General features: G+C 70.9%; 25 protein-coding genes. 14 read left to right on the top strand and 11 right to left on the bottom strand.

What is annotated here, in order from left to right; genetic code table 11:
- Positions 1-111: 111 nt before the first annotated feature.
- Positions 112-726 (bottom strand): hypothetical protein, encoded by a 615-nt coding sequence (locus ACFYY8_RS11610; RefSeq protein ID WP_390039709.1) that lies wholly within the window; start codon positions 724-726, stop codon positions 112-114.
- Positions 727-898: 172 nt separating this feature from the next.
- On the opposite strand from ACFYY8_RS11610, the gene ACFYY8_RS11605 reads away from it, so the two are divergent.
- Together ACFYY8_RS11605 and ACFYY8_RS11600 are read left to right on the top strand one after the other, a co-directional pair.
- A complete protein-coding gene (locus ACFYY8_RS11605; protein ID WP_390039707.1) occupies positions 899-1,303 on the top strand; it encodes a RidA family protein in 405 nt (134 codons plus the stop codon).
- A 109-nt stretch (positions 1,304-1,412) separates the two neighbouring features.
- On the top strand, positions 1,413-2,660 hold the full coding sequence (locus ACFYY8_RS11600) for an MFS transporter (protein WP_390039705.1): 1,248 nt from the start codon (positions 1,413-1,415) through the stop codon (positions 2,658-2,660).
- 7 nt (positions 2,661-2,667) lie between these two features.
- Here the strand turns inward: ACFYY8_RS11600 and ACFYY8_RS11595 are convergent, their stop codons facing one another.
- The 4 genes from ACFYY8_RS11595 to ACFYY8_RS11580 form a co-directional block, all read right to left on the bottom strand.
- Positions 2,668-3,306 (bottom strand): helix-turn-helix domain-containing protein, encoded by a 639-nt coding sequence (locus ACFYY8_RS11595; protein ID WP_390039703.1) that lies wholly within the window; start codon positions 3,304-3,306, stop codon positions 2,668-2,670.
- A gap of 47 nt (positions 3,307-3,353) precedes the next feature.
- A complete protein-coding gene (locus ACFYY8_RS11590) occupies positions 3,354-6,248 on the bottom strand; it encodes an AAA family ATPase (protein ID WP_390039701.1) in 2,895 nt (964 codons plus the stop codon).
- A gap of 116 nt (positions 6,249-6,364) precedes the next feature.
- A complete protein-coding gene (locus ACFYY8_RS11585; RefSeq protein WP_390039699.1) occupies positions 6,365-6,538 on the bottom strand; it encodes a hypothetical protein in 174 nt (57 codons plus the stop codon).
- Positions 6,539-6,726: 188 nt separating this feature from the next.
- Positions 6,727-7,869, bottom strand: a complete 1,143-nt coding sequence (locus tag ACFYY8_RS11580) for an FAD-dependent monooxygenase (RefSeq protein WP_390039697.1) — start codon at positions 7,867-7,869, stop codon at positions 6,727-6,729.
- Positions 7,870-8,099: 230 nt separating this feature from the next.
- On the opposite strand from ACFYY8_RS11580, the gene ACFYY8_RS11575 reads away from it, so the two are divergent.
- The 5 genes from ACFYY8_RS11575 (at position 8,100) to ACFYY8_RS11555 (ending at position 13,230) form a co-directional block, all read left to right on the top strand.
- On the top strand, positions 8,100-9,638 hold the full coding sequence (locus ACFYY8_RS11575; protein WP_390039695.1) for a M4 family metallopeptidase: 1,539 nt from the start codon (positions 8,100-8,102) through the stop codon (positions 9,636-9,638).
- Between the two features lie 167 nt (positions 9,639-9,805).
- Entirely contained in the window at positions 9,806-10,744 is a 939-nt protein-coding gene (gene deoC / locus ACFYY8_RS11570) for a deoxyribose-phosphate aldolase (protein WP_390039693.1), read from the top strand.
- A gap of 3 nt (positions 10,745-10,747) precedes the next feature.
- Positions 10,748-12,175, top strand: a complete 1,428-nt coding sequence (locus tag ACFYY8_RS11565) for an aldehyde dehydrogenase family protein (protein WP_390039691.1) — start codon at positions 10,748-10,750, stop codon at positions 12,173-12,175.
- Positions 12,168-12,365, top strand: a complete 198-nt coding sequence (locus tag ACFYY8_RS11560; protein ID WP_362912722.1) for a hypothetical protein — start codon at positions 12,168-12,170, stop codon at positions 12,363-12,365. The genes ACFYY8_RS11565 and ACFYY8_RS11560 overlap by 8 nt, the downstream gene beginning before the upstream one ends.
- Positions 12,358-13,230 (top strand): aldehyde dehydrogenase family protein, encoded by an 873-nt coding sequence (locus ACFYY8_RS11555; protein ID WP_390039688.1) that lies wholly within the window; start codon positions 12,358-12,360, stop codon positions 13,228-13,230. Before ACFYY8_RS11560 ends, ACFYY8_RS11555 begins: the two co-directional genes overlap by 8 nt.
- A gap of 45 nt (positions 13,231-13,275) precedes the next feature.
- On the opposite strand, the gene ACFYY8_RS11550 is transcribed toward ACFYY8_RS11555, so the two are convergent.
- The 5 genes from ACFYY8_RS11550 to ACFYY8_RS11530 form a co-directional block, all read right to left on the bottom strand.
- A complete protein-coding gene (locus ACFYY8_RS11550; protein ID WP_390039686.1) occupies positions 13,276-14,688 on the bottom strand; it encodes an amidase in 1,413 nt (470 codons plus the stop codon).
- A 47-nt stretch (positions 14,689-14,735) separates the two neighbouring features.
- A complete protein-coding gene (locus tag ACFYY8_RS11545; RefSeq protein ID WP_352010753.1) occupies positions 14,736-14,933 on the bottom strand; it encodes a hypothetical protein in 198 nt (65 codons plus the stop codon).
- The gene (locus tag ACFYY8_RS11540; protein ID WP_390039684.1) at positions 14,926-15,777 is read right to left on the bottom strand and encodes an SPFH domain-containing protein; all 852 of its coding nucleotides are present in this window, start codon (positions 15,775-15,777) and stop codon (positions 14,926-14,928) included. The genes ACFYY8_RS11545 and ACFYY8_RS11540 overlap by 8 nt, the downstream gene beginning before the upstream one ends.
- 205 nt (positions 15,778-15,982) lie before the next feature.
- Positions 15,983-18,481 (bottom strand): ATP-dependent helicase HrpB, encoded by a 2,499-nt coding sequence (gene hrpB, locus ACFYY8_RS11535; protein WP_390039682.1) that lies wholly within the window; start codon positions 18,479-18,481, stop codon positions 15,983-15,985.
- Between the two features lie 84 nt (positions 18,482-18,565).
- Positions 18,566-19,405, bottom strand: coding sequence for an undecaprenyl-diphosphate phosphatase (locus ACFYY8_RS11530; protein WP_390039680.1), 840 nt, complete (start codon positions 19,403-19,405; stop codon positions 18,566-18,568).
- A 149-nt stretch (positions 19,406-19,554) separates the two neighbouring features.
- On the opposite strand from ACFYY8_RS11530, the gene ACFYY8_RS11525 reads away from it, so the two are divergent.
- From ACFYY8_RS11525 to ACFYY8_RS11495, 7 genes are all read left to right on the top strand, one after another.
- On the top strand, positions 19,555-20,046 hold the full coding sequence (locus tag ACFYY8_RS11525; protein WP_390039678.1) for a SigE family RNA polymerase sigma factor: 492 nt from the start codon (positions 19,555-19,557) through the stop codon (positions 20,044-20,046).
- Positions 20,043-21,146, top strand: coding sequence for a hypothetical protein (locus ACFYY8_RS11520; RefSeq protein ID WP_390039676.1), 1,104 nt, complete (start codon positions 20,043-20,045; stop codon positions 21,144-21,146). Before ACFYY8_RS11525 ends, ACFYY8_RS11520 begins: the two co-directional genes overlap by 4 nt.
- 185 nt (positions 21,147-21,331) lie before the next feature.
- Positions 21,332-22,306, top strand: coding sequence for an alpha/beta hydrolase (locus ACFYY8_RS11515; protein WP_390039674.1), 975 nt, complete (start codon positions 21,332-21,334; stop codon positions 22,304-22,306).
- A 290-nt stretch (positions 22,307-22,596) separates the two neighbouring features.
- Complete coding sequence (locus tag ACFYY8_RS11510) at positions 22,597-22,782, top strand: PspC domain-containing protein (RefSeq protein WP_352010746.1); 186 nt, start codon at positions 22,597-22,599, stop codon at positions 22,780-22,782.
- 16 nt (positions 22,783-22,798) lie between these two features.
- Complete coding sequence (gene lipB, locus ACFYY8_RS11505; protein WP_390039671.1) at positions 22,799-23,437, top strand: lipoyl(octanoyl) transferase LipB; 639 nt, start codon at positions 22,799-22,801, stop codon at positions 23,435-23,437.
- Between the two features lie 232 nt (positions 23,438-23,669).
- A complete protein-coding gene (locus ACFYY8_RS11500) occupies positions 23,670-24,491 on the top strand; it encodes an MEDS domain-containing protein (protein ID WP_390039669.1) in 822 nt (273 codons plus the stop codon).
- Entirely contained in the window at positions 24,488-25,459 is a 972-nt protein-coding gene (locus ACFYY8_RS11495) for an anti-sigma factor RsbA family regulatory protein (RefSeq protein ID WP_390039667.1), read from the top strand. The genes ACFYY8_RS11500 and ACFYY8_RS11495 overlap by 4 nt, the downstream gene beginning before the upstream one ends.
- On the opposite strand, the gene ACFYY8_RS11490 is transcribed toward ACFYY8_RS11495, so the two are convergent.
- Complete coding sequence (locus tag ACFYY8_RS11490) at positions 25,456-25,815, bottom strand: STAS domain-containing protein (protein WP_390039665.1); 360 nt, start codon at positions 25,813-25,815, stop codon at positions 25,456-25,458. The genes ACFYY8_RS11495 and ACFYY8_RS11490 overlap by 4 nt on opposite strands.
- Positions 25,816-25,957: the final 142 nt, after the last annotated feature.

Below are 25,957 nucleotides of genomic sequence, written 5' to 3'. Positions count from 1 at the left end.
CATAAGTGCGGTGTCCTGATCGATATGCCGCACCCATATAGACGGATTTATCCAGAAAAATCCTCTTCTGTATGGCTGGCGCACCCGCGCGGTTCACCGGCCAGGGGAGGGTCAGGGCCAGTAGGAGTGCGCGCGCTTCGCGGCGGCGACGAGCGTCGCGCCGTCGATCTCGGTGAACGTCAGCGGCACCTCGAAGGCGGGCCACTCGACGGCGACCTCGAACGGCTCCGACGGCGGCAACGGCCACAACCACAACGGCCAGTGCCCGGTGGCGAAGTCGTCGCCCCCCGACCTGTTGCCCGGGAGCCGGCAGTGCAGGACCGGGCCGTCCGGACGAGGCGGAGGCCATTCCTCGGTGTCCAGCGTGCCGTCCACGGTCGTGACCTTCGACCCGTCGGAGAAACGGATACCGAGCCGCATGTTCTCATCCGGGAGACGAGCGTCGCGATGGCCGTGGAAATCGAGCAACCGGTCGTGGTGGTCCCACCAGGTGTCGTCGTTGACTCCCTCCAGTCTGCGGAACGCCATTCGCACGTTGAGCCTCACCCCTTCGGGAAAGACGACGGCGTCGGTGAGCACGATGGCCAGTGTCTTCGTGCGGAAGAGTGTCCGGTCGACGGGGACGACGGCGCCGACGAAATCCTCGGGAGGGCCGAGCCAGGGTGGTCTCTTTTCCCGCCTCATCGGTTTCCGCTCGGGAGGCGGCGGCGCGGTGAAGAAATCCATATGGCCACGCTACACAAACCCCATTTCCACGGCCGGACGGAAAGAATTCCGCTTCTCCAATCCTGGGCCGGCGGATCCGGAGATCCTCACGCCCCGACCCCGTGGTCGTGTGAACGGGAGGACCTGGCAGAGTTTCGGGTGTTACGGGTGACACAGCACAAGGAACGGGACCATGACATCCATCGAGTTCGGAACGCCCTCGACCCTGCCGCCGACCAACGGTTACAGCCACGTGGCGAGCATTCCCCCTGGTAGCAGGATCGTGTGGACCTCGGGGCAGGTCCCGATCGACGCCGATGGGACGGTCGCGACGGCCGGTGACTGGGAGGCGCAGACCCGCCAGGTCATGCGGAACGTGGGAGCCGCGCTCGAAGCCGGTGGGGCGACCTGGGACGACGTCTTCAAGTTGACGATCTTCGTGGTGGACACCTCGGCGCTGGCGACCGTGCGGGTCGTGCGGGACGAGTTCATCAACCTGGAGCGTCCTCCGACGAGCTCTCTCGTCCAGGTCGCGGGCCTGTTCCGGCCTGACATCCTCATCGAGATCGAAGCCGTGGCCGCGATTTCAGAATCGTAGGGAAATCGCGGTAAGCCGTCTCCGGAAGAAGAAAACCCCTTAGTAAGAAGATTGTTTTTCGGTAGCATCGGGACCGCCTCGTTCAGTTTCCATGACACGGAGGTGGACGATGGCGGACGCCCGGACCGACGGCGCCACCGAGGGAAATTCGCCGGTGGGTGTGCGGACTCCGCGGTTCCGGCGGCTCTGGTGGTCGTGGACGATCTCGTTGTGCGGGGACGGGGTGCGGTTTCTGGCCCTTCCTCTCTATGTCGCGCTGCGCAGCAGGGATCCGCTGGCGACGAGCGCGGTGGCCTTCGCGGAGACGTTGCCGTGGCTGCTGGGCGCGTTGCCCGCCGGGGCCGTCGTGGACCGGTCGCCGCCGCGGACCGTGCTGGTCGCCGCGCACGGGGTACGGGCCGTACTGACGGCCGTGCTGGTGGCGGCCATGGCGGCGGGCGCGGACTCGGTGGCGTTGCTGTGCGTCTTCGCCTTCCTGCTGACGCTCGCCGAGGCCTTCGCCGACCCCGCCTCCCAGGTCATGATGGTGCGTCTGGCAGGACCGGAGGACCTCCAGGAGGCGAACTCCCGCTTCTACGCTGTCAACACGGTGGCCATGACCGTCATCGGTCCCCTCGCCGGTGGCCTGGTGATCGCCGTCAACCCCGTGTGGGCCTTCACCATCGACGGTCTCAGCTTCGTGGCGGCCGCGCTGCTCGTGGCCACCCTCCCCGCCTTCCCGGCCGACGCCAAGGCGACGGGTACCCGGCTGATGGCGGGGGTCGGGGAAAGCATCCGTCTCCTGCTGGGACACCCCGGTCTGCGCACGCTCGCCGCCATGGTGATGGTCGCCGGTGTCGCCTCGACCGCCTTCGACACCCTGCTGCCGCTCTACGCCGTCGACAGCCTGGGCATGGGCCCCCGTACGGTCGGGTCGCTGGTCATGGCGTTCGGCGTCGCCACCCTGGCGGGAACCTGGCTCGCCCCGCGCCTGGCCAGGCGGGTCTCCGACGGCCCGGTGATGATCACGGGGATGGTCGTGTCCGGCGGCGGGATCACGCTGGTCGGCCTGGTGGGCACCGTCGCCGCGGCCTGGACGGGTGTGGCGATGATGGGCGCGGGCGTAGGGCTGTGGAACGTGCTCTCCGCGACGCGCCGCCAGCGCCTCACCCCGCCGGGCGCGATGGGCCGCGTCTCGGGCGCCTACCGGATGATGGCCTGGGGCCTCATGCCCGTGGGCAGCGGGCTGGCGGGAGTGCTGGCCGCCGCCACCACGTTGCGGGTCCCCATACTGGCGGCCGGGCTGGCCACGATCCTGACCATCGCCCTGCTCGCCGTTCCCCTGCTCAGGACAGGTCCCCCACAGGAGACCCGCTGAACCGGGCTCAGTCCTCGGAGAAGGAGATCAGGGTCAGGACGCGGCAGGGGAGGGCACCGGTGATGTAGAGGTGGTCGGACTCGGAGGCGAACCGCAGGGCGTCTCCCGCGGCCAGGATGACCGACCACTCCGCCGTCTCGACCGTCACCTCCCCGGAGACCACGTAGGCGTGCTCGACCGACCCCCGGCCGTGTGAGCTCTTGGCGCTGCGGGTTCCGGCCGGGATGTCGCCCTCGGCCAGTTCGAAACGGCGGCGGTCGGGGGCGGCGAACAGGGTGCGGACCGCGCTGTCACCGACCAGCAGGGGGACGTTCTCACCACGCCGGATGACCTCGGGCCCCACCAGGTTGATGCGGGTCAGCTCGCCGAAGGTCAGTTCGAGGGCGGTGGCCAGCCGGGAGAGCACCTCGACCGTGGGGTTGGCGACTCCCCGCTCGACCTGGGAGATCAAGGCCTTGCTCACCCCGGTCAGTTCGGCCAGCTCACGGACGCTGAGACCGCGTGCCAGGCGGACACGGCGCAGGTTGGCGGCGATCGCGTCACGCACCCCGGCCGCCTCGGCGGGGGCGTCACGTACGACGGGAGCCGCGAAGGAGTCCGCGAGAGAGCCGGTCACGTCGAAGGCGGCGCCGTTCTCGCTCCGCATGGCTCCCCCTCACATGGCTGCCCGTACGCATCACATGATGCAGGACGTCAACCGATGAGGGCGAGGCGGTGGGCCGCGGCGGCGGCCTCGCCCCTGGTGGAGACGCCGAGCTTGGCCAGGATGTTGGAGACGTGCACGCTGACGGTCTTGGCCGAGATGAACAGCTCGGCCGCGATGTCGCGGTTCGACCGCCCCTGGGCGACCAGCCGGAGCACCTCCTGCTCGCGAGGGGTCAGCGGCGCCGTCGCGGGAGCCGCTGCCGGCGCCTTCGCGGCCGGGACGCCTTCCCCGGTGAGGGACACCCCGATCCTGCGGGCCAGCGCCTCGATCTCCGCCTGCAGGGGCCGGGCCGACAGTGCGACGGCGATGGGGTGCGCCGTGCGCAGCCGTACGGCGGCGCCCTCACGATCACCCGCGCCCGCCGCCGCTCGCCCCGCGTGGAGCAGCGACTTGGCACGGGGGTGGGGCCGGTCGAGCCGTTCCCAGGCGATGGCGGCGGCGTCGTGGTCACCGTTGACGCTGAGCCGGTAGGCCTCGGCGACCGGGCTGTGCACGCCCATCGTGGCCCCGACCCCCTGGACCTGGGCGCGCAGCGCCGCCGCGCGCTCAGGAGCGAGAGGCCCGGCGGCCTCGGCGACCGCGGCCAGCAGGGAGAGCACCCGCCAGCCGAGCATGGGCTTGCTGGTGATCTGCGCCTCCCCGACCACCCGTTCGGCGACGTCGAGCGCGGCCAGGGGTTCGCCGTCCAGCAGGTGCAGGCCGATCCTGAGCCGGGAGTTGGCCGAACGCTCCTGGGTGAACTCGTCCAGGACGGTGAACGCCTCGACCTCGTTCAGCACGGACCTGACCACCTCGACCTCACCCCGGGCGACCGCCACGTCGGCCCTGATGCGGCGCAGATGGTGGCGCGTGCGCAGGGTGGGGTCCATGGTGAGCGCCTGCTCGGCGAGCTGGGCGGCCTCCTCGAACCGGCCGAGCGACTCAAGGGCCTCGGCCCGGTTGTTGGCCAGGAACGTCCCCGAGACGCGGTAACGGCCGTACTTCCTGGCCAGTTGCTCGCCTTCGAGCGCCAGCTCGACCGCCTCGGCGGAGCGGCCCATGTTGTTGAGGGCGTCCACGGTGTTGCTGAGCGCCCGCAGGACGATACGGCCGGAGGCCTTGCGCAGGCCGATGGCCTGGGCGGTCTCATTGATGGCGACCGTCTCCTCAAGACGGCCTTCGATGGAGGGGCCGAGGGCCAGGTTGAGCAGCAGGTCGGCTTCGAGGCACTCGTCGTTGTGCTCGCGGGCGATGCGCAGCGCCTCCTCGGTGAGCGCGGTCCCCTCCGTCACCTCACCGCTGAAGATCAGGTAGGACCCCAGCTTGGACAGCACCACGGCGCGTTCCGGACTCGGGTCGGGGACCAGGCGCGCCGCGTAGCGGAAGTGGTCGAGAGCTCCCGGCCTGCGCTTCGACATCTTGAACTGGGCCAGCCGTACGAGAAGCTCGGCGACCCGGCCTGGCTGGGTCTGCTCGTCGAGTTCGTCCAGCGCGGCCTTGACGAACTTCATGCCGCGGTCGATCTCACCGCAGGAGTGGGCGGCCTCAGAGGCCTCTTCGAGGACCGTCGTGTGGTCGACGCCGATGCGCGAGGAGGCGTCGGGGACCTTGTTCCACAGCGTGAGCACCCGTTCGAGCAGCTGCATCTTCTCGTTGTAGGCGAAGGTCCTGGACGCCTTGGCCGCGGCCTCCCAGGCCGAGATGAGGGCCCACAGGTCGTCACGGGCGGAGTACCAGTGGTGGGCGATCTCGATGGCGGCCCGGCCCATGGGGACCAGGGTGCGGTCCCTGCCGATCTCCTCGGCGAAGCGGGCGTGCAGCCGTACGTGCTCGCCGGGCAGCAGCTCGTCGTGTACGGCTTCGCGGATGAGGGCGTGCCGGAAGGCGTAGGCGCGGCCGTCGGCGACCTGGAGCACGTTGGCCGCGATGGCGGGCCGCAGGGTGTCCTCAAGATCGACGTCGGACAGGCCGCTGACGGCGGCCAGCAGGTCGTGGCCGACCCGGATGCCACCCGCGGCGGCGATGCGCAGCAGCCGCTGGGTCTCGTCGGGCAGCTGTTCGACGGCGCCGAGGATCAGGTCGTGCAGGGAGTCGGGGTAGGAGGAGTCGACGCCGCATTCGAGCAGCGCCTCGACGAACAGGGGGATGCCCTCACTGCGTTCGAAGACCTGCCCGACCTGGGAGAACTCGGGGGTCGTGCCGAGGATGCCGGCCATCTGGGCGGCGACCTCGTCACGGGTGAGCCTGGGCAGCTCCAGCCTGGCGACCCCCTCGACCCGGCCAAGCTCGGCCAGGACGGGACGGAGCGGGTGCTGGCGGTGCAACTCGTCCGAGCGGTAGGTCATGACCATCAGGACCGGGGCGGTACGGAGGTTCCGGCTGAGGAAGGCGATCAGGTCACGGCTCGACCGGTCGGCCCAGTGGATGTCCTCGATGACCAGGATCACCGGGTTGCGCTCGGCCAGCCGCTCGAGAAGGGTGAGGATCTGCTCGAAGAGCCGCCCCCTCGCGGTGTCGGTCTCGACCTCACCGCTCGGCTCGCCGAACTCGGGCAGCAGTCTGGCGAGGTCGCGCGCCCCGCCGACCGGCAGCAGCGCCGCGACCTCCTCGGCACTCGTCTCACGCACGAGCTGGCGGATCGCCGCGGTGAACGGCGCGTAGGCCAGGCCCTCCGTCGACAGTTCGACGCAGCCGCCGATGAGCACGTGAGCCCCCCGGCTCGCGGCGCGCTCGGCGAAGAACCCGATCAACCGTGACTTGCCGACCCCCGCCTCGCCCCCGAGCAGCACCGTCGCGGCCGCGGTGCTCCGGGCCTGCTCGAACGACTCGGACAAAGCGGCGAGTTCCATCTCCCGCCCTACGAAGACGGGGCTTGCCGCCCGACCCACCATGTCTTCCAGCATGTCATGCCTTATACGAACTCTTCTTCCCATTTATCTCTCGGCGGAAGAGGTGACGACCTACGGGGGGTGGAGGGCCCGGCCGGGCGGATACTGATGGCCGGGCCCTCGTGACGTGGTCATGCGGAAGCGGGCTTGCGGAACAGACCCCTGCGGCGCTCACCGGAGGACTGTCGCTTCTGCTCCGCCTCCTGCCGCTGGGTGGCCTCACGGGCACGGCGGTATTCGACGGCCTCTCTGCGAAGGTCGGCGGCGCGCTGCTCGATCAGCTGGTGGTGGAACTCGGGAGCCATTTCGGCTTCCTCCTCACGGGGCGACTGCCCCCGGTGGTGCGATTTCCTTACACCTTCGAGATTCCTCCTAAGGCCCCCGTCGCCGCATCGGACGGATGCCTTATCTCCACGGCCCCGGCGGTCCGGGGCATACCTAGGCCGGGGCGGGGCCGCCTTAGGCCCGTTCCACGGGTAAGCCCCGGGGAGGCCTACTTCGCGCGGAAGGCGCGCCGCAGCCGGGCGGCGGCGGCCACGGCGGGCCACAGGCGGGTGGCGAGGTTCCGTGCCAGGATGCCGCCCCGCGTCGCGGGCACCATGAGCGCCGACGCCTGCCCGATGCTCCGCTGCCTGGGCTCGACCAGGCGCCGGTGGGCGGCCTCGTACCGGCGGAAGGCCGCCTGGGGGTCGTCCGGACTCGCGGCCAGTTTCTCGGCGAGGGTGAACGCCCCGGCCATGGCCATGGTGGAGCCGTCGCCGAAGAGTGAGACGCAGGACGCGGCGTCGCCGAGGAGGACGATCCGGCCGTTCCACCAGCGCGGCAGGCTCACCCGGCTCACCGAGTCGAAGTAGAGGTCGTCGGCGACGCGCACCCGCTCCAGGAGTTCGGGCACACGCCAGGAGACGTCCGCGTACGCGCGTGTCAGCAGCCGTTTGTGCTGCTCGACGTCGCGGTGGTCGAAGCCGGGTTCCGCCGGGCTGCGGTACAGGAAGAACGCGCCACTGGGCGTGGAGCTGACGGCGACCGCCTTACCGGGGACGTTGTGCATGAGGATGTCCCGGTCAGGCCCGGACCGGCCGGGGAACGGCAGTGTCGCGACGTAGAGGCCCATGTGGCGCATGAGCCCGTTCCCCGTACCGAACGTCAGCCGACGGGTCAGCGAGTGCAGGCCGTCGGCGCCGATCACCACGTCGAAGCGGCGGGGTCCGGCGCGCTCGAAGGTGACCTCGACCCCGTGCCCGTCGCGGTCGAGGGTCGCGACGGAGTCGTCGAAGAGGAACTCGGCGTGGTCGCGGCTCGCCGCGTACAGGATCGCCGCGAGGTCGCCGCGCGGTACCTCGACCTCGTCCGGCTGCTGGAAGGCCCGCATGTCCATCCGGCCGACCCGCCTGCCCGCCGCGTCGACGAAGGTGAGGCCCGTCGTGCCGGTCGCGGCCTCGCGCAGCCGGGACAGGACGCCCATCCGTTCCGCGACGCGTACGGCGGGGCCCCTGACGTCCACCGGGTTCCCGCTGGAGCGCGGCGTTCCCGCGCGTTCGACGACGGTGACCTGGAAGCCGTACCTGGCCAGCCAGTAGGCCGCCGTCGGCCCGCCGACCCCGGCTCCGGAGATCAGGACTGTCCGCTCGGTCATGGCGCCTCACTAACCGGATGAAGTTTCTCCGCTTGACCAGCCGTTCGTGGGGTTTTCTGGGCCGCTGTCAGCATCGCCGTTCCGGGATTCCCGATCAAGGGCGAGCTGTCCTGAAGAAAGCATCCATACGTTGGAAATATGGATGTTTATAGGGTTCTTCCGGGTCGTTTCCGGTGTCATGTTTGAGGCAGCCCGGCCGGCTGTGGCTCCTGACCGAAGGAGTCTTAAGGATGAACCCCAGAACGAAGTTGAGCGCCGTCGTGGCCGTGGCCGTGATGGGGGTGTCCGGACTGACGGGAAGCGCCGGAGCCTCCCCGGAAACACCGGACCAGCGCGCGATCGCCGGAGCGGACAGGAGCATCCGCGAGCACGCGGGGGAACTCCGTCTCGCGCCGGGAGACGCCCTCACCCCTCCCACGATGACCTCGGGGCCGGGCGGCCTGCGTTACCTGCTCTACCGGCGCACCCACCACGGGCTGCCGGTGCACGGCGGTGAGGTGATCGTCGCCACCGACAAGACGGGCACCGTGGTCAACGCCGTCGTCACCGGCCAGCAGGCCACGCTGAACCTCGGCGCGGCGGGCGTGACGCCACGGGTGAGCGCGGCGGAGGCCGCCGCCAAGGCCCTCGGCGAGACCGCGGGGACAGGGGAGAGGGCCGGCACGCCCAGGCTGCTGATCCATGCGACGACCGACCACCCCAGGCTGACCTGGGAGGTCGTCGTCACCGGAGGGACGGAGGCGGCTCCCGTCTCGCGGCGCGTCTTCGTGGACGCCCTCGACGGGACCGTCGTCGAGTCCGTCGACCAGATCGCCCACGGCCTCGGCAACAGCCGCTTCAACGGCAACCCGGTGACCATCCGGACCTCGGGGCACTACTCCATGATCGACCCGAGCCTTCCCAGCCTGCAGTGCGGAGGCATGTCGGGCGGCCCCTACACCAAGTCGATCGACAACTGGGGCAACGGGCAGGGCACCAACCTGGAGACGGCCTGCGTCGACGTCATGTTCGGGGCGCAGAAGTTCTCGGACATGCTCGCCCTGTGGATGAAACGCAAGGGGATCAACGGCGTGGGAGGCGGCTATCCGGCACGGGTCGGGTTGAGCGCGGTCGACAACCAGTGGAACGGTAGCTCAGTCTATTTCGGCCACAACCAGGCGAACCGCGAGCAACTCGTCTCGCTGGACATGGTCGCCCACGAGTACGGTCACGCCGTCTTCGACACCTCGGGAGTCGGCGGACAGACGGAAGGGCCGGAAGGGCGGGCGCTGGCCGAGTCGGCCGGGGACATCTTCGGCGCGCTGAACGAGCACTACGTCAACCACCCGGTCGCCCTGGACGAGCCGGACTACCTGGTCGGCGAGGAGGTGAACATGGTCGGCACCGGCCCGATCCGTTACATGTTCAACCCGTCCCTCGCGGGCGACCCGAACTGTTACCCGGTGCCCTCGGGCATCGATCCGCACAGGGCGGCGGGACCGCAGAACCACTGGTTCTACCTGCTGGCCGAGGGCACCAACCCGGTGGGCAAGCCCGCGAGCCCGGTCTGCGGGGGTCCCTCCACGCTGACCGGAATCGGGATCATCAAGGCCGGGCAGATCTTCTACTCGGGGCTGCAGCTCAGGACCTCCGTCTGGACGCACGGCAGGAGCAGGCTGGCCACCGTCCACGCGGCCAAGATGCTCTTCAGCTGCGCGGAGGTGACCGCGACCAAGGCGGCGTGGACCGCCGTCAACGTCGGCCCGCAGCCCGGTGAGGCCACCTGCTGACCCCCGGGGCGGGCAGGGTTTTTTCGGCCCCGCCCGCCCTCCCAAGGGGAAGATCCATCCGATTTCCCGAAGGAATCGGCGAATGTTGACGAAAACCGGTGCCGGGACTGGCCGACACCCGGTTTGGAACTGAAGACACCAGTCGGCATGCTGGAGAGGTGTCGACTATGACTCCTTCGCTCGCCGACGTGGCCTCGTCCAACGTCGCGTTGCGAAACCTCCTCCACGGCCTACCCGGTGTCGACCGTGTGGGCGCCGACCAGCGAGCCGCGATGCTCGGCACCCGATCGATCAAGACCACGTCCAAGGCGCTGGCCATCGACCTCGCCATCCGCATGGTGGACCTGACCACCCTCGAAGGGGCCGACACGCCGGGCAAGGTGCGCGCGATGTGCGCCAAAGCGGTCCGCCCCGATCCCGGTGACCCCTCGGTGCCGAAGGTGGCCGCGGTGTGCGTCTACCCCGACCTCGTCCCCCGCGCGGTCGAGGCGCTCGCCGGTTCCGGGGTACGGGTCGCCAGCGTCGCCACCGCCTTCCCCAGCGGCCGTTCCTCCCTGGACGTCAAGGTCGCCGAGACGGCCTTCGCGGTCGCGGCGGGCGCCGACGAGATCGACATGGTGATCGACAGAGGCGCCTTCCTGTCCGGCGACTACCTCAAGGTCTTCGAGGAGATAGCCGCGGTCAAGGCGGCGTGCGGTACGGCGCACCTGAAGGTGATCCTGGAGACCGGCGAGCTGGTGACCTACGACAACGTACGGCGCGCGGCCTGGCTGGCCATGCTGGCCGGAGGCGACTTCGTCAAGACCTCGACGGGCAAGGTGCAACCCGCCGCGACCCTGCCGGTGACGCTGGTGATGCTTGAGGCGGTCCGCGACTTCCTGGCCGTCACAGGCCGCAAGGTCGGGGTGAAGCCCGCGGGCGGCATCAAGACCACCAAGGACGCGATCAAGATGCTGGTGCTCGTCAACGAGACCGTCGGCGACGGCTGGCTCGACCCCGACTGGTTCCGGCTCGGCGCCTCAAGCGTGCTCAACGACCTGCTGATGCAGCGTCAGAAGCTGGCCACAGGCCGCTACGCCGGTCCCGACTACTTCACCCTGGACTGATCGATGTTCGAATACGCACCGGCCCCCGAGTCCCGCGCCGTCGTCGACATCAGGCCCTCCTACCGGCTGTTCGTCGGCGGCGAGTGGGTCGACTCCCAGGGCGGCACCGCGCACAAGACCGTCAACCCCGCCTCGGAAGAGGTCCTGTCCGAGGTCGTGTGGGCCACCGAGGCCGACGTGGACAGGGCGGTCGGAGCCGCACGCAAGGCCTTCGGCGTCTGGTCGGCGATGCCCGGCTCGGAGCGGGCCAAGTATCTGTTCAGGATCGCCCGCATCATCCAGGAACGCTCGCGTGAGCTGGCCGTACTGGAGACGCTGGACAACGGCAAGCCGATCCGCGAGTCCCGTGACGTGGACCTGCCGCTGGTGGCGGCGCACTTCTTCTACTACGCGGGCTGGGCCGACAAGCTCGGGCACGCGGGCTACGGTCCCGACCCCAGGCCGCTGGGCGTCGCGGGCCAGATCATCCCGTGGAACTTCCCGCTGCTCATGCTGGCCTGGAAGATCGCCCCCGCGCTGGCCTGCGGGAACACGGTCGTGCTGAAGCCCGCGGAGACGACCCCGCTGACCGCGCTGCTGTTCGCCGAGATCTGCCAGCAGGCCGACCTGCCGCCGGGCGTGGTCAACATCGTGACCGGCGCGGGCGAGACCGGCGCGGCCCTGGTCGACCACCCCGACGTGAACAAGATCGCCTTCACCGGCTCGACCGAGGTGGGGCGCCGCATCGCCAGGTCCGCCGCGAGCTCCGGCAAACGGCTCACCCTTGAGCTCGGAGGCAAGGCCGCCAACATCGTCTTCGACGACGCCGCGCTGGACCAGGCCGTCGAGGGCGTCGTCAACGGCATCTTCTTCAACCAGGGGCACGTGTGCTGCGCGGGCTCCCGCCTGCTGGTCCAGGAGTCGGTCGCCGAGGAACTGCTCACGGCGCTGAAGCGGCGTCTGAGCACACTGCGCCTGGGCGACCCGCTGGACAAGAACACCGACATCGGCGCGATCAACTCCGCCGCCCAGCTCGCCAGGATCCGTGAGCTGTCCGACGCGGGGGAGGCCGAGGGGGCCGAGCGCTGGTCCCCGGTGTGCCCGCTGCCGGAACGGGGTTTCTGGTTCCCGCCGACGATCTTCACCGGGGTGGCGCAGTCGCACCGGATCGCGCGAGAGGAGGTCTTCGGGCCTGTGCTGTCCGTGCTGACCTTCCGTACGCCCGCCGAGGCCGTGGAGAAGGCGAACAACACCCCCTACGGCCTGTCCGCGGGGGTGTGGACCGAGAAGGGCTCACGCATCCTGTGGATGGCGGACCGGCTGCGCGCCGGCGTCGTGTGGGCCAACACCTTCAACCGGTTCGACCCGACCTCGCCGTTCGGCGGCTACAAGGAGTCGGGATACGGCAGAGAGGGCGGACGACACGGGCTGGAGGCGTATCTCGATGTGTGACCACCGTGAGTCCAGGCGCCGTCGCCGCCGTGGCCAGGCGACCAGGGGACACGGCTTCGCCAGGGCGGGCCGTCCCGCGCTGCGCGGCTGGTTCGCCCACCGGTGCGGGGTGAGCCGCTGCGGTCAGGTCTTCGTGCCCGCCCGGCTCTCGCAGCAGGAGAGCACGTGGAGAGGGCGGGGCGATGAGTAAGACCGATCCCGTACGGCTGGCCGTACGCAAGACCTACAAGCTGTACATCGGCGGGGCGTTCCCGCGCTCGGAGAGCGGAAGGTCCTATCCGGTGACCTCCTCCAAGGGCGACTTCCTGGCCAACGCCTCGAAGGCGTCCCGCAAGGACGCCCGGGACGCGGTCTCCGCGGCCCGCAAGGCCTTCCCCGGCTGGTCGGGCGCGACGCCGTACAACAGGGGTCAGATCCTGTACCGGGTGGCCGAGATGCTCGAAGGGCGCCGGGCGCAGTTCGTCGCGGAGCTGGTCGCGGCGGGCGCGGGCCGGGCCGAGGCGGGCAGGAACGTGGACGCGGCCGTCGACCGGCTGGTCTGGTACGCCGGATGGTCCGACAAGATCACCGCGGTGGCGGGGGCGGCCAACCCGGTCGCGGGGCCGTACTTCAACCTCTCGACGCCCGAGCCGACCGGGATCGTCGCGGTCGTCGCGCCCGAGGACCCGCTGCTCGGCCTCGTCTCGGTCGTCGCCCCGGTGATCGTCACCGGCAACACCTGCGTCGTGGTCGCCGGGGAGCGGGCGCCGCTGCCCGCCGTGACGCTGGCGGAGGTGCTGGCCACCTCCGACCTGCCCGGCGGGGTGGTGAACGTGCTGACCGGCTCGACGGCGGAGATCGCGCCCTGGCTGGCCTCGCATATGGACGTCAACGCCCTCGACCTCACCGGCGTCGCGGAGGCGGAGCTGGCGGTCACGTGCGAGGAGGCGGCGGCGGAGAACCTCAAGCGGGTCCTGCGCCCGGTGCCCGGAACCGACTGGTACGCCGACCCCGGAACCCGGCGGATGACCACCTTCCTGGAGACCAAGACGGTCTGGCACCCGACCGGAGTGTGACCGTCCCGGTCCGTGGCGGAACCCTCCGTCACGGACCGGCGGACCTCACGAAGGAGCGTGGCGGAGCCAGGGGTGGGCGGCCTCCAGTTGCTGGGCCAGGCCGAGCAGGCGAGCCTCGCCTCCCGGCGGGGCGACGAGCTGCACGCCGATGGGCATGCCCGTCGAGTGCCAGCCGTACGGCACGCTCATGGCGGGCCAGCCGGCCATGTTCCAGGCGCCGGTCGCCGGGGCGTAGGTCAGGTTGACGCGGGTGTTGTCCAGCAGCCCCCGGCGGCCCCAGCGTTCCGCGGGGGGAGGGGAGGCGGCGAGCGTCGGGGTGATGAGCACGTCGGCCTTGCCGAACCAGTGGTCGGCGCCCCGGGCGCGCCAGCGTTCCCTGCCCCGCGAACCGTCCTTGCCGATCCTGGCCAGCAGCCTGCCCGCCCTGGCCAGTGCCCGGGTACGGCGCTCAAGCCTGCGGGAGTCGAGTCCCCGGGTCTCGCGCAGGGCGCAGGCGAACCAGGCGGCGATCGTGGCGCTGCCCAGCCAGCTCGGCAGCCGTGTCTCGTGCTCGACCACGGTGTGCCCGGCGGCGGCCAGGGTGTGGCCCGCGTCGACGACCGCCCGCTGTAGTTCGGAGTCGATCGCGAAGCCCGGCGGCACCGGCAGGCGGGCCACCCCGATCCGCAGCCCCGAGGGGCGCGGCGGGATCGGCGCGCCACGTCCTCCGTCGCTCCACAGCGCCCCGTCGTCACCGGACGGGCGGGGGGAGGTGGTGGGCAGGGCCAGGGACATGTCGCCCGCCATCACCGCCAGCGCCAGGGCCAGGTCGGTCACGGTCGTGGCCAGCGGGCCGTTCTCCGCCATGCCGTACCAGTCGTGCTCGGGGGGTGGGACGACCTTCTGGCCGGGCTTGATGGCGACGATCCCGCAGCAGGCGGCGGGGACGCGCAGGGAGCCGAGGCCGTCGGTTCCGTGGGCCAGCGGGACCATCCCGGCGGCGACCGCCGCGGCGCTGCCGCCGGAGGAGCCTCCGGGGGTGCGCCGGGAGTCCCACGGGTTGCGGGTGACGGCGTAGACGCTGTCGCAGAAACCGGCCAGGCACAGTTCGGGCACGTTGGTGATCCCGACGACCACCGCTCCCGCCGCCCTGAGCCTGGCCACCACCGGGTGGTCCTCGGCCGCCGCGACGGAGGAGGTGGCCGCGGAGCCGTTCCGCATGGACTCGCCCCTGACCGCGACGACGTCCTTGATCGCGACGGGCACGCCCGCGAGCGGCAGCGTGGCCAGGTCCTCGCGTTCCTGCAGGGCCCGCGCCTCGGCGAGCGCCCGTTCCGTGCGGACCCTGCGGAAGGCCCCGATCCGTCCGTCGCGTTCGGCGATCACCCGGAGGTGGTCCTCGACGACCGAGGGGGCGGTGACCTCCCCCCGGCGTACGGCCTCGGCTATCTCGGCTGCGGACCTTCCCACCCAGGACATGAACCGAGTGTTATCCGGCAAGTGCGCCAGGGGAAGCGCATCACATCTCAATCAGATGACTTGTCCGGCTCATCGGCGTTATCCGCCCCGGCGCGCCGCAGATCGCGGCCCGCCCCCTTGAGCGCCAGGCGCAGCGCGTACTCCAGTTGGGCGTTGACGCTCCGCAGATCGTCGGCCGCCCACTTGGCGATCGCCTCGTAGACGGCCGGATCGAGTCTGAGCAGGACTTTTTTTCGCTCAGGCATACAGGCTGCCGGCGTTGACCACCGGCTGGGTAGCCCGGTCGCCGCACAGGACGACCAGGAGGTTGGACACCATCTGGGCCTTTCGCTCCTCGTCGAGCTCCACCACGCCCTCCTCGGCCAGCCGGTTGAGTGCAAGCTGGACCATACCAACGGCGCCGGAGACGATGTGCGTGCGAGCGGCGACCACCTGGGCGGCCTGCTGGCGGACCAGCATGGCCTGGGCGATCTCGGGGGCGTAGGCCAGGTGGGTGATGCGGGCCTCAAGCACCTCGACCCCGGCCAGTTCGGTGCGGTCGACCAGTTCGGTGGTCAGCTCGGCGGCCACCTCGGCGCCGTCGCGCAGGCTGGTGCCGCTGCCCTCGTGGGAGTCGTAGGGGTGGCTGGTGGCCAGGTGCCGCACGGCCGCCTCCGACTGGATCGCGATGTACTCCTCGTAGTCGTCCACGGAGAAGGCCGCCTTGGCGGTGTCGGTCACCCGGTAGACGACGACGGCCGCGATCTCGACGGGGCTGCCGTCGGCGTCGTTCACCTTGAGCTTGGCCGTCTCGAAGTTACGCACCCGCAGGGTGATGCGGCGCCTGGTGGTGAAGGGAAGCACCCACTGCAGGCCCGCGTCGTTGACCGAGCCGACGTAGCGGCCGAGGAACTGCACGACCTGGGCCTCGTTGGGGTTGACCACGACGAAGCCGCTGCCCAGGACGACCAGGGCCAGCACCGCCACGACCCCGGCCGCGATCTTGACGACGTCGCCGCCGGAGAACGCGACCCCGGCCAGGACGGCGAGGAGGACCAGAAGTCCGAGGAGAACGGCGAAACCGTTGATCCGGAAGGCACGTCGTTCCATGTGCTCCACCTTTGCTATCGAAGTGATATCACCAAGATAGCGCGTGATCGCCGATGTGGGAACCGGGAATTCGGCACGCTCAGTGACGATGCGGGCGGCCTGGGGCTCTTCGCCCGGCGCTGAGGGTTCGCGGTGGAGGATCCGTGGTGGAGGGCTCGCGGTGAGGGCCCGAGGTGATGGTCTGTGGCGGGACGGCGGTGAGGGGTCAGCGCCGGGGGTTGGTGCGGCGGGTGGCCGTCGCGGACAGCGGGTCCTCGGGCCACGGATGCCGGGGATAGCGCCCGCGCAGCTCCGCCCTGACCGAGCGGTAGCCGTCGCCGCGCCAGAACGAGGCCAGGTCGTCGGTGACCGCGGCGGGCCGCCCGGCGGGGGAGAGCAGGTGGACGACCGGCGCGATCCCCGCGATCCTGGGCGCCTCGTCCCAGCCGAACAACTCCTGGAGCTTGACGGCCAGCACCGGCCGCTCACCCGAGTAGTCGATCCTGATCCGCGATCCGCTGGGCACCTCGATCCGCTCGGGGGCGGTCTCGTCGAGGCGCGCGCTCCACGGAACCAGCCGGCCCAGGGAGCCCGCCACGTCCAGCCGTTCGAGGTCGGCCCTGCGACGGGCCCGCGACAGTTCGGGCTCAAGCCACAGATCGACCGCGTCGAGCAGGGCGTCGTCGTCCACCGCGGGCCACGGCTCACCCAGCGCCCGGTGGCAGAAGGCCAGCCGCTCCCGCAGGGCGACGGCCTCGGAGGTCCAGCGCAGGATCGACAGGCCCTCGGCGCGCAGGCCGTCCAGAAGGGCGGGCCTGACGTCGGCCTCGGGCAACGGGACCGAGGACAGCTCGACGGCGCCCAGGCGTTCGACCCGGCGGGCCGAGACGTCACCGCGCCGCTCACCCGGCGGGACCCGCCACACCACCTCCTCCGCACGGTCGTACAGGGAGGCGGCGGCCAGCCTGGCGGTCTCCTCGTCGATCACCACGGCCTGTCTGACCCGGGCGGCGGCCGATCCGGCGGGCCGGTCGGCGACCGCGACCGCGAGCCACGGCGCGCTCCCCAGCCGCGACCCGGGGGGCAGCTCGGCGGCCGTCCCCGAGGCCATCAGGTAGGAGCCGCCCCGGCGCCTGGCCACCCGCTCCGGATAGGCCAGCGCCACCACCAGCCCGGCCACCGCGTCGTCCCCCATGCCCGAAGGGGAGGCGCGACCCGCGTCACGGGCCAGCCGCCGCGCCTCCTGGCGCCAGCGGGCGGCGAAACCGTCCCCGCCCCGCCGTACGGCACGCCAGAACGCCACCAGGTCGTCCCCCGCGTCCCCCGGCAGCCGCTCAGAAAGCAACGCCACCACCTCGGCCGCCTCCGGCCCCATGTCCAGCAGGGCCCTGGCCAGGCGGGGATGGACCCCGACCCCGGCCATCTCCCGGCCCCTCGGCGTGACACGCCCCCCGGGGGAGTCGAGGGCGCCGAGCGCGTGCAGGGTACGGCGGGCCGCCTCCATCGCGGCGGCAGGAGGGGGATCCAGCAGCGCCAGACCGCTCGCGGCGGGGTCCCCCCAGCAGGCCGCCTGAAGGGCGAAGCCCGTCAGATCGGCCAATGCGATCTCGGGGGCGGAGTGTTCGGGCAGCCGTTCGTGCTCGACCTGCGACCAGCACCGGTAGACCACCCCCGGCGCCTCGCGACCCGCCCGGCCCGCGCGCTGGGTCGCCGAGGCCCGGGAGAGCCGCACGGTGGTCAGCGAGCCGAGCCCCCTGGCGTGGTCGGTCCTCGGCTCCCTGGCCAGCCCGGAGTCCACGACGATCCGGACCCCGGGAACGGTCAGACTCGACTCGGCGACCGAGGTGGCCAGCACCACCCGCCTGCGCGTGCCCGGCGCGAGTACGGCCTCCTGGACCCGGGCCGGGGCCTGGCCGTGTACCTGGAGCACCTCGACGTCCCCGAGGGGGTGCGCGGCCACCCTGGAGATCTCACCGACCCCCGGCAGGAAACACAGCACGTCCCCCTCGTGCTCGGCCAGCGCCCGCCGTACGACGGCGGCGACATGGGCCAGGAAGGCCGGATCGACCCGCAGGCCGTGTGGGGGAGCGACCGTGGCGGGGGCGGGCGCCCAGACCGGGGTGACCGGGTGCGCGACGCCCTCGGCCCGCACGACCGGCGCGGGCGGCCCGTCCTGGCCGAGCAGCGCCGCCAGGGGAGCCGCGTCCGCCGTCGCCGAGGCCGCCACGATCCGCAGGTCGGGCCTGAGCGCGGCCCTGACGTCCAGCAGGAAGGCCAGGGCGGTGTCGGCGTCCAGGTGGCGTTCGTGACACTCGTCGAGCATCACCACGTCCACACCGCCGAGCTCGGGGTCACGCTGGAGCCGCCGCAGCAGCACACCCGTGGTGACGACCTCGACGACCGTCTCAGGCCCCGCCCGCCGCTCCCCTCGTACGGCGAAGCCGACCCGTCCGCCGACCTCGGACCCGAGCAGCCACGCCATCCGCCGCGCCGCGGCCCGCACCGCCATCCTGCGCGGCTCCGCCACGATCACCCTGCGCGGCTCCGCCGCGACGAACCGCCGGACCGGCGGGTCACCGACCAGCCCGGCCAGCGCGAGCGGGACGAGCGTGGTCTTCCCGGTCCCCGGCGGCGCGGTCAGCACGGCCGTGCCGTACTCGTCGAGGGCGGCGGACAGCTCGGGCAGGGCGTACCGGACGGGAAGGGCGGACCAGTCGGGACGCACGGGGAACTACCGGGATCTCACGAGGCTCTCGTGAGGCTCCGCAGGGAACCTCACGAAGGGCTCTGCCGGGGTTCTCACGGGGCCTCAGGACATGGGGTCGAGGACGCCCGTGCTCACCAGGGCGATGATGACCAGGCCCAGGATGATCCGGTAGATCACGAAGCCGGTGAACTTGTGGGTGCTGATGTACTTCAGGAACCACGAGACCGCCGCGTAGCCGACGACGAACGAGATCACGGTGGCCAGGATCGTCGGCCCCCAGTCGGGGCTGTCGGCCTCACCGATCTGGAACAGCTCCAGCACACCCGCGCCGAGCACCGCGGGGATGGCCAGCAGGAAGGAGTACTTCGCGGCCTCCTCCCTGCGGTAGTCGAGCAGCAGACCCGCGCTGACCGTGCCGCCGGAGCGGGAGACGCCCGGGATGAGGGCCAGCGACTGGGCGAAGCCGTAGATCAGGGCGTGCGGGAAGCTGAGGTGGCGCTGCAGGGTCAGCTTGTTGCGGGCCGTACGGTCGGCGAACCAGAGGATCACGGCGAAGACGATCAGGGTCGTGGCGATCAGCCGCAGGTCGCGGAAGACGGTCTCGATGCTGTCCTTGAACAGCAGGCCGAGCACGACGATCGGCAGCGTGCCGACGATGATGTACCAGCCCATCCTGGCGGCGTGGTGGGAGCGCAGGTCAGGCGTCCACAGGGACCTGACCCAGGTGGAGATGATCTCCCAGATCTCCTTGCGGAAGTAGATGACGACCGCCGCCTCGGTACCGATCTGGATCACGGCGGTGAACGCCGCGCCGGGATCGGTCCAGCCGAACAACGCGGAGACGACTCTGATGTGGGCGCTTGAGGAGATCGGCAGAAACTCCGTCAACCCCTGAACGAGGCCGAGGACCACCGCTTCGAACCAGCCGATCAACTTGGGCACCTTCCGTCCCGAAGTACGTGCGTGACGTAGGCGAGGCTAGCGGAGCCGGACGCCTGACGTGACCCGGTCATTCGGCCGATACACCGGTGTCATCCGAATCCGTGGGCCAACCGGTAGTCCTCCACGAGGACGTCACTCTGGAGGACAAGATGACCGAGTTCACGGAGTACGTCGCGCAACGTCATGAACGGTTGCGAAGAACGGCGTACCTCCTCACCAGAGACTGGGCGATCGCCGAGGACCTGGTGCAGACGGCGCTGGCCAGGGCATGGCTCGCCTGGCGCCGGATCGACGGCGACCCCGATCCGTACGTGTACCGGATCATCGCCAACACCCACGCCTCCTGGTGGCGGCGACGCTGGCGGGGCGAGGTCCCGACGGAGGTGATGCCCGACCGGGACGACGGACGGGACTTCACCCGGGAGATCGGCGACCGGGACGCGCTGTGGACGGCGATCGGCACGCTGTCGGGGCGTCAGCGCGCCGTGGTCGTCCTGCACTACTTCGAGGAGATGACCCTGGCCCAGGTCGCCGGCGTGCTCGGCTGCTCGGTCGGGGCGGTCAAGAGCCAGCTCGGCAGGGCACTCGCCCGGCTGCGGGTCGACCAGGGGGTTCAGACGATGACGGGAGCACAGCGATGAGCCACACCGAGCACGATCTGAGGGAACTGCTCGCCGAACGCAGCACGGGCGGCCACGGGGGCGGCGCCCGGCTTGAGGAGATCCTCACCGAGGGCAGGAGGATCAGACGGCGCAGGTGGGCCGCGGTGGGAACGGTCGCCGCCGTGACCGCCGCCGCGCTCGTCCTGACGCCGACCCTGCTGTCCGGCGGCACGCGGGGCGGCGGCAGCATCATGGCCCAGGTGGGCGAACCGATCGAACGGGTGGGCGAAGAGGGAGTACGGCTGGCGGGCGTCCGCTCGGAGGAGACGGGGAAGGCGGAGCGGCTCTCGTTCGTCCCGAAGAGCGAAAAGACCTCCTACCGCGTCAACTGCGCCCACGCGAGCCGGGTGTTCGTGCGCTACGGCGACCGGGTGGACGCGGGCACCTGCGGGGAGAACGAGCGGGGACAGGAGTGGACGGTGTTCGGCAGCCTCGACGGGCTCACCGCCGGGGCCCCCGTCACGGTCGAGGTGTTCACCGTCCCCACCACGATCGAGGACACCCCCAAGGATCCGTCCCCCGAGGAGCGGTCTCCCAAGGGGTACGACCGGGCGCTCGCGGACGCCGTTCGTGGCCCCGCCCTGTGGGAGATCGCGATCCACGACCAGGGGGTCTCCACCGCCTCCTGCTCGCCGGACATCTGCCTGGACACCGGAGCCCGCCTCGCGACCCAGGGCGAGTTCAACCTCGGGGGCCTGCCCAACAGCCACCAGGTCACGGGCGGTCACCTCACCCAGATCAACGAGAAGCACGCCTTCCAGGGCACGGTGGAGGGCAAGGGCCGGGTGTACGTCCGCTGCCAGGGAGAGAATCTGCACGCCCTCATCTGGGCGGACAAGGCCGACAGGACCGGGGCCCTCGTCAGGTCCGCACCCTGCGGCGCCAAGCCCGTCATGTGGGAGTTCTTCGGCAACGGTTCGGCGGAGGTCACGGTCGCCGTCGTACGGCGCGACCGGCTGCCGCGCGGGGGTGACTTCGGCTCCGACCCGCAGGCCGCCTCGAAGGAGGCCGACCGCCTGCTGTCCGGGCTCAGGCCCGAGGCGGGGTCCTGGCACGTCGCTCTGCAGCAGCTGGACTAGCCGACGTCGAAGTAGGCGTTCGACGGCCGGGCGCTCCGGCCCCTGTCCGCCTTCCAAGAGCGGACAGGAGCCGGAGCAGGAAATCGTATATAAAAATCGTATATCGAAGAGGGGCCAGGTGAAGAGGGAGAAAAGGGCGACCTAGGCTGTCCCTGCCAGCCGTTCCACGACGACAGAGGTCCCCCATGACGACTGCCTCCCCCGTCCCCTTCGACCCCGAGCTCGGGGAACTGCTCGCCGCGATGCGCGGCGACAGCCCGCCCCAGCCGTTGAGCGCCGAGACGCTGGCCGCCTCCCGGGCCGGACTTGAGGCCATGGCCCAGCCCGCCGCGGTGGTCATCGGCGACCGGCCCGTCGAGGCCGAGGAACGCACGATCCCGGGCAGGCAGGGAGCCCCCGACCTGGCCGTCACCATCCTGCGGCCCAAGGAGCGCGTGCCGGGCGCGCCGGGCCTGTACAACATGCACGGTGGCGGCCTGGTCATGGGCGACCGGCACATGGACACCCCTCGCCTGGTCGACATGGTGGTCGAGTTCGGCTTCGTCGTGGTCAACGTCGAGTACCGCCTCGCCCCGGAGAACCCCGGCACCGGACCCGCCGAGGACTGCTACGCCGGCCTGCTCTGGACGGCCGACCACGCCGAGGAACTCGGCTACGACCCGGAGCGCCTGATCGTCATGGGCGGCAGCGCCGGAGGCAACCTGGCCGCCGCCATGTCGCTGATGGCCCGCGACCGCAAGGGTCCCAAGCTGGCCGGACAGCTGCTGCTGGTCCCCATGCTCGACGACCGCAACCAGTCCGTCTCGACCCACCAGTACGACGGGATCGGCACCTGGGACAGGGCCGCCAACCTCTTCGCCTGGAAGTCGGTCCTCGGCGACGGGGTCGGCGGTCCCGACGTCTCGCCGTACGCCGCTCCCGCCAGGGCGACGGACCTGTCCGGCCTGCCCCCGGCGTACATCGAGCTGGGGTCGGCCGAGCTGTTCCGCGACGAGTCGGTCGAGTACGCCAGCCGTATCTGGGCGGCGGGCGGCGAGGCCGAACTGCACGTGTGGAACGGCGGCTTCCACGGCTTCGAGATGTACTTCCCGGACAGCCGGCTCGGCCGTGACGCGCTGCGGACCCGCGACACCTGGGTACGCAGGATCCTCGGCCGCTGAGGTTCCCGTCTGGGCCGTGATCCACGCGGGCCGTGACCCGCCTGGGTCGCGGCCCGTTCACGTCGCCGCTCCTTCTGGGCCGTCGGCCCGTCTGGGCCGCCGGTTCGTCCGGGGCGTCGGTTTCGTCCGGGGCGTCGGCCTGTCTGGCCGCCGGTTCGCCGGGGACGCCGGTGCGTCCGGGGCGCCGGTCCGTCGAACCCTGTCAGGGTTTTCTCAGGGTCGGCGAGGGAACGGGGGTTCTCCCGCCACTCGTTGAACCAGACGAACAGACCACGACACGGGGAGAAGAAGTGCACCGTTCGAGAAACCACAAGATCATCGCTGGAGTCTGCGGCGGCATCGCGGAGAGCCTCGGCTGGTCACCCACCGTCGTACGGATCCTCTGGCTGCTGCTCTCCCTGCTGCCCGGCCCCATGTGGGTCGCCTACGTCCTGATGTGGATCTTCCTCCCCAAGGCACCGGCGACTCGCTACTGACAACTAATCTGGGGGCATGAGGGAACGGCCGCTGACACTGCTGCAGGACGACCTGGTCGACTACGAGAAGGCGATGGAGCGGATGACCGACCTGGTCGGTCAGCGGCAGCGCGACGAGCGCTCCGACACGCTCTGGTTGCTCAGCCACCCGCAGGTCTACACCGCGGGCAGACGAACCCTGCAGCAGCACCTGCCCGACCCCTCCCACGGCATTCCCGTCGTCAACACGGGCAGAGGCGGCCAGCTCACCTACCACGGTCCCGGACAGCTCGTCGGCTACCTGATCGTCAAGCTGGGCGACGAGGGGATCGTCGACTACGTCCGTGAGGTGGAGCTCAGGCTGGTGCGGGCGCTCGACGCGCTCGACGTCCCGGCCGAGCGCCGCGAAACCCCGCCCGGCTCGCCGCTGCTCACCGGCGTCTGGACGAAGCGAACCGGGCGGAAGATCGTCTCGATCGGCATGCGGCAGAGCCGTGGCGTGACCAGCCACGGCTTCGCCCTCAACGTCGACGGCGACCTGACCCCGTGGGGCTGGGCGGTGGCCTGCGGCATGCCCGAGGTGGACATGACCTCCCTGGACAGGGAGATCACCTCGACGACGGGCGTCATGGACCGGGTCAGGGCCGCGGTCGCGACGGCCTTCGAGGCGAGCTGACCCCTTCTCCCGGCCTTCACGACCGCCTGGCCGTACGGCCCACCGGGCGTCGGAACGACCGCCTGGCCCGTTACGGCCACCCGGCTTCGGGACGGCCACCTGGCCGTACGGCTCACGGGGCTTCGGGGCGGTCGCCTGGCCGTACGGTTCCGGCGGGCTTCGGGGGGCAGTCGGCTGATCCGGGCGCAGTAGGCTACGCCGGGGTGACGCGGCGAGAGCGGGGTGGTTCGCGGTGCGGAAGTCAGGCACTACGCCGACACTCGACCTGGTCGACGTCGGCGAGCACGTGTGCTGGATCGTCGAGCCCCACCAGGGATACGCGGCCGTGACCTCGGCCTTCCTGGCCGACGGCGAGCTGTTCGGCGACAAGGTCGTCATCGTCGGCTCACCCCTCGACCCCATCGCCTCCGCGGAGGTCCCCAGGGACGCCACCCTCGTCGACCCCCGCTCCGTCCTGGGCGACGGCCCGACCCCCGACCTCGGCCCGATGCTCGGTCTCGTACGGCGTGAGGCCGACATGGCGGGACGACAGGGATATCGAGCCCTGCGTGTGCTGGCCGTGATGGATCAGCTCATCCCACCCGAGACCGGGATCGAGGCGCTGATCGACCACGAACTGCGCCTCGACCGGCTGGTGGCCGACCACGAGGCCATCATGGTCTGCGCCTACGGCCACGACAGCTTCGGCGCCGCGACCCTTGACCATGTGGCGTGTGTGCATCCCCGCGAACTGGGTACCGGACGCGCAGGACCGTCGTTTCGGATGTTCAGTTCGGGGCCCGGAGACTGGGCCGTGTGCGGAGTCGTCGACTCCGACGGAGCCGCGGCGTTCGGTGCCGCCCTGGCCGCCGCGACGGCGCTCTCACCGACGTTACGGCTCCACCTCGACGAGCTGGAGCTGATGGACGCCGCCGGAATGCGCGCGCTCGTCGAGGCCGCCGCCGACACCTCGGTACACCGGATCACGATCGAGGGCGCGAACCCGACAGTGAGGTCGTGCTGGGAGATGCTCGGCTACGGCAACTGCGAGATACGCGTGGAGCTGACGCCATGACTACCGAGACCACCGGTGTGATGGACATGGCGGGCCTGCGCCACGAGCTCTACACCTACTCCGGGGAGGAGCAGTTCCTCGCCGGGGTCCGTTCCTTCATCGACGACGCCCTGGCGGCGGGGGAGATCGTCCTGATCTCCGTACCCGAGGACCGCGAACGGATGCTGCGCGAGGAACTGCCCGGCACCGACCCCGGCGTGGTGTTCATGGACACCGAGGCGCTAGGCCGCAACCCCGCCAGGCTCATCCCCGCCTGGCAGCGCTGGATCGGCGAACGGACGGCGGAGGGCAGACCGGTGCGCGGCATCGGCGAGACCGACTGGCACGCCCGGGGCGGGGCGGAGATCGAGGAACTCCGCTACCACGAGTGGCTGCTGAACCTCGCCTTCACCGGTTCCCCCGCCTGGTGGCTGCTGTGCCCCTACGACACCGCCACGATCGACCCCGAGACGATGCGGGCGATCAGCCGCTGCCATCCGTACACGCTGACGGACGACGGTTCCCGGCCCTCCTCCGACTACGTCAGGGAACCGTTCTCCTGGGCGGAGCTCGAACCCGCCTGCGACCCGTACGAGGAGTTCCCCTACGCCAGGGGGGACCTCGCGGCCGTCAGGGAGAAGGTGATCGCCTGCGCCGCGCCGCACGGGCTGACGGGAGACCGGCTGCGGGAGACCCTCGTCGCGGTGACCGAGGTCGCGGGCAACAGCATCGCGCACGGCGGCGGCCACGGGACTCTGCGCACATGGGTGCAGCAGGGCTCGCTGATCTGCGAGTTCCGTGACGCGGGGGTGATGAGCGACCCCATGATCGGCCGCATGGCGCCCTCCCCGCGTTCGCTGCGCGGCCGGGGCATGTGGCTGGTGCACCAGATCTGCGACCTGGTGCAGATCCGCTCGGCCCCGGAGACGGGCACGATCATCCGCCTGCACGTCACCCTCCCCGGTGTTCTTCCCGGGGCGCTCCCTTAGCGCCGCTCCAGGGCGTCCTCGACCGAGTCGGCCAGCTCGAAGAACGTCAGCAGCCCCGTGATGGCCAGCATGTGGCGCAGGGTACGGTTCGCGCCGGCCAGGACGAGCCGGGTCTTCGCCTCCCTGCTGCGCTGGAGCACCCACAACAGCTCGGCCAGCCCGGTCGAGTCGCAGAAGGTGAGCCCGCTGAGATCGATGACGAGACAGGGGACGGGAGACGTGCCCCAGAGATCGGCGATTTGCCGCCGGAACACCGGCGCGTAGTCGTAGTCGAGATCGCCGACCACGCGGACCACCACGGCGTCTCCGTGGGAGCCCGACGATACGGACAGTGCGCTCGTGCTCTCCGGTGACATCGGAACTCCTCTTAGGCCCGCTGTTCACAGGCGGACGTTCCCCCTGTCCTACCAGGTATTCGGAACCACCGCCTCCACAGACCCCGCCCAAGCCCGACTTCCCGGGATCGGCGGTCCCTGGACGACGAGTCCACTGGTCGAC

The organism is Streptosporangium sp. NPDC001559 (assembly GCF_042893955.1).
Taxonomy (GTDB): domain Bacteria; phylum Actinomycetota; class Actinomycetes; order Streptosporangiales; family Streptosporangiaceae; genus Streptosporangium.
The sequence above is the reverse complement of the archived record's forward strand: the minus strand, read 5'-3'. Positions and strand labels throughout refer to the sequence as shown.

Excerpts from the sequence above, each read along its gene's own strand:
- ACFYY8_RS11610 (WP_390039709.1), bottom strand. The coding sequence starts at position 726 with ATGGATTTCTTCACCGCGCCGCCGCCTCCCGAGCGGAAACCGATGAGG.
- ACFYY8_RS11605 (WP_390039707.1), top strand. The coding sequence starts at position 899 with ATGACATCCATCGAGTTCGGAACGCCCTCGACCCTGCCGCCGACCAAC.
- ACFYY8_RS11600 (WP_390039705.1), top strand. The coding sequence starts at position 1,413 with ATGGCGGACGCCCGGACCGACGGCGCCACCGAGGGAAATTCGCCGGTG.
- ACFYY8_RS11595 (WP_390039703.1), bottom strand. The coding sequence starts at position 3,306 with ATGCGGAGCGAGAACGGCGCCGCCTTCGACGTGACCGGCTCTCTCGCG.
- ACFYY8_RS11590 (WP_390039701.1), bottom strand. The coding sequence starts at position 6,248 with ATGCTGGAAGACATGGTGGGTCGGGCGGCAAGCCCCGTCTTCGTAGGG.
- ACFYY8_RS11585 (WP_390039699.1), bottom strand. The coding sequence starts at position 6,538 with ATGGCTCCCGAGTTCCACCACCAGCTGATCGAGCAGCGCGCCGCCGAC.
- ACFYY8_RS11580 (WP_390039697.1), bottom strand. The coding sequence starts at position 7,869 with ATGACCGAGCGGACAGTCCTGATCTCCGGAGCCGGGGTCGGCGGGCCG.
- ACFYY8_RS11575 (WP_390039695.1), top strand. The coding sequence starts at position 8,100 with ATGAACCCCAGAACGAAGTTGAGCGCCGTCGTGGCCGTGGCCGTGATG.
- deoC (WP_390039693.1), top strand. The coding sequence starts at position 9,806 with ATGACTCCTTCGCTCGCCGACGTGGCCTCGTCCAACGTCGCGTTGCGA.
- ACFYY8_RS11565 (WP_390039691.1), top strand. The coding sequence starts at position 10,748 with ATGTTCGAATACGCACCGGCCCCCGAGTCCCGCGCCGTCGTCGACATC.
- ACFYY8_RS11560 (WP_362912722.1), top strand. The coding sequence starts at position 12,168 with ATGTGTGACCACCGTGAGTCCAGGCGCCGTCGCCGCCGTGGCCAGGCG.
- ACFYY8_RS11555 (WP_390039688.1), top strand. The coding sequence starts at position 12,358 with ATGAGTAAGACCGATCCCGTACGGCTGGCCGTACGCAAGACCTACAAG.
- ACFYY8_RS11550 (WP_390039686.1), bottom strand. The coding sequence starts at position 14,688 with ATGTCCTGGGTGGGAAGGTCCGCAGCCGAGATAGCCGAGGCCGTACGC.
- ACFYY8_RS11545 (WP_352010753.1), bottom strand. The coding sequence starts at position 14,933 with ATGCCTGAGCGAAAAAAAGTCCTGCTCAGACTCGATCCGGCCGTCTAC.
- ACFYY8_RS11540 (WP_390039684.1), bottom strand. The coding sequence starts at position 15,777 with ATGGAACGACGTGCCTTCCGGATCAACGGTTTCGCCGTTCTCCTCGGA.
- ACFYY8_RS11525 (WP_390039678.1), top strand. The coding sequence starts at position 19,555 with ATGACCGAGTTCACGGAGTACGTCGCGCAACGTCATGAACGGTTGCGA.
- ACFYY8_RS11520 (WP_390039676.1), top strand. The coding sequence starts at position 20,043 with ATGAGCCACACCGAGCACGATCTGAGGGAACTGCTCGCCGAACGCAGC.
- ACFYY8_RS11515 (WP_390039674.1), top strand. The coding sequence starts at position 21,332 with ATGACGACTGCCTCCCCCGTCCCCTTCGACCCCGAGCTCGGGGAACTG.
- lipB (WP_390039671.1), top strand. The coding sequence starts at position 22,799 with ATGAGGGAACGGCCGCTGACACTGCTGCAGGACGACCTGGTCGACTAC.
- ACFYY8_RS11495 (WP_390039667.1), top strand. The coding sequence starts at position 24,488 with ATGACTACCGAGACCACCGGTGTGATGGACATGGCGGGCCTGCGCCAC.
- ACFYY8_RS11490 (WP_390039665.1), bottom strand. The coding sequence starts at position 25,815 with ATGTCACCGGAGAGCACGAGCGCACTGTCCGTATCGTCGGGCTCCCAC.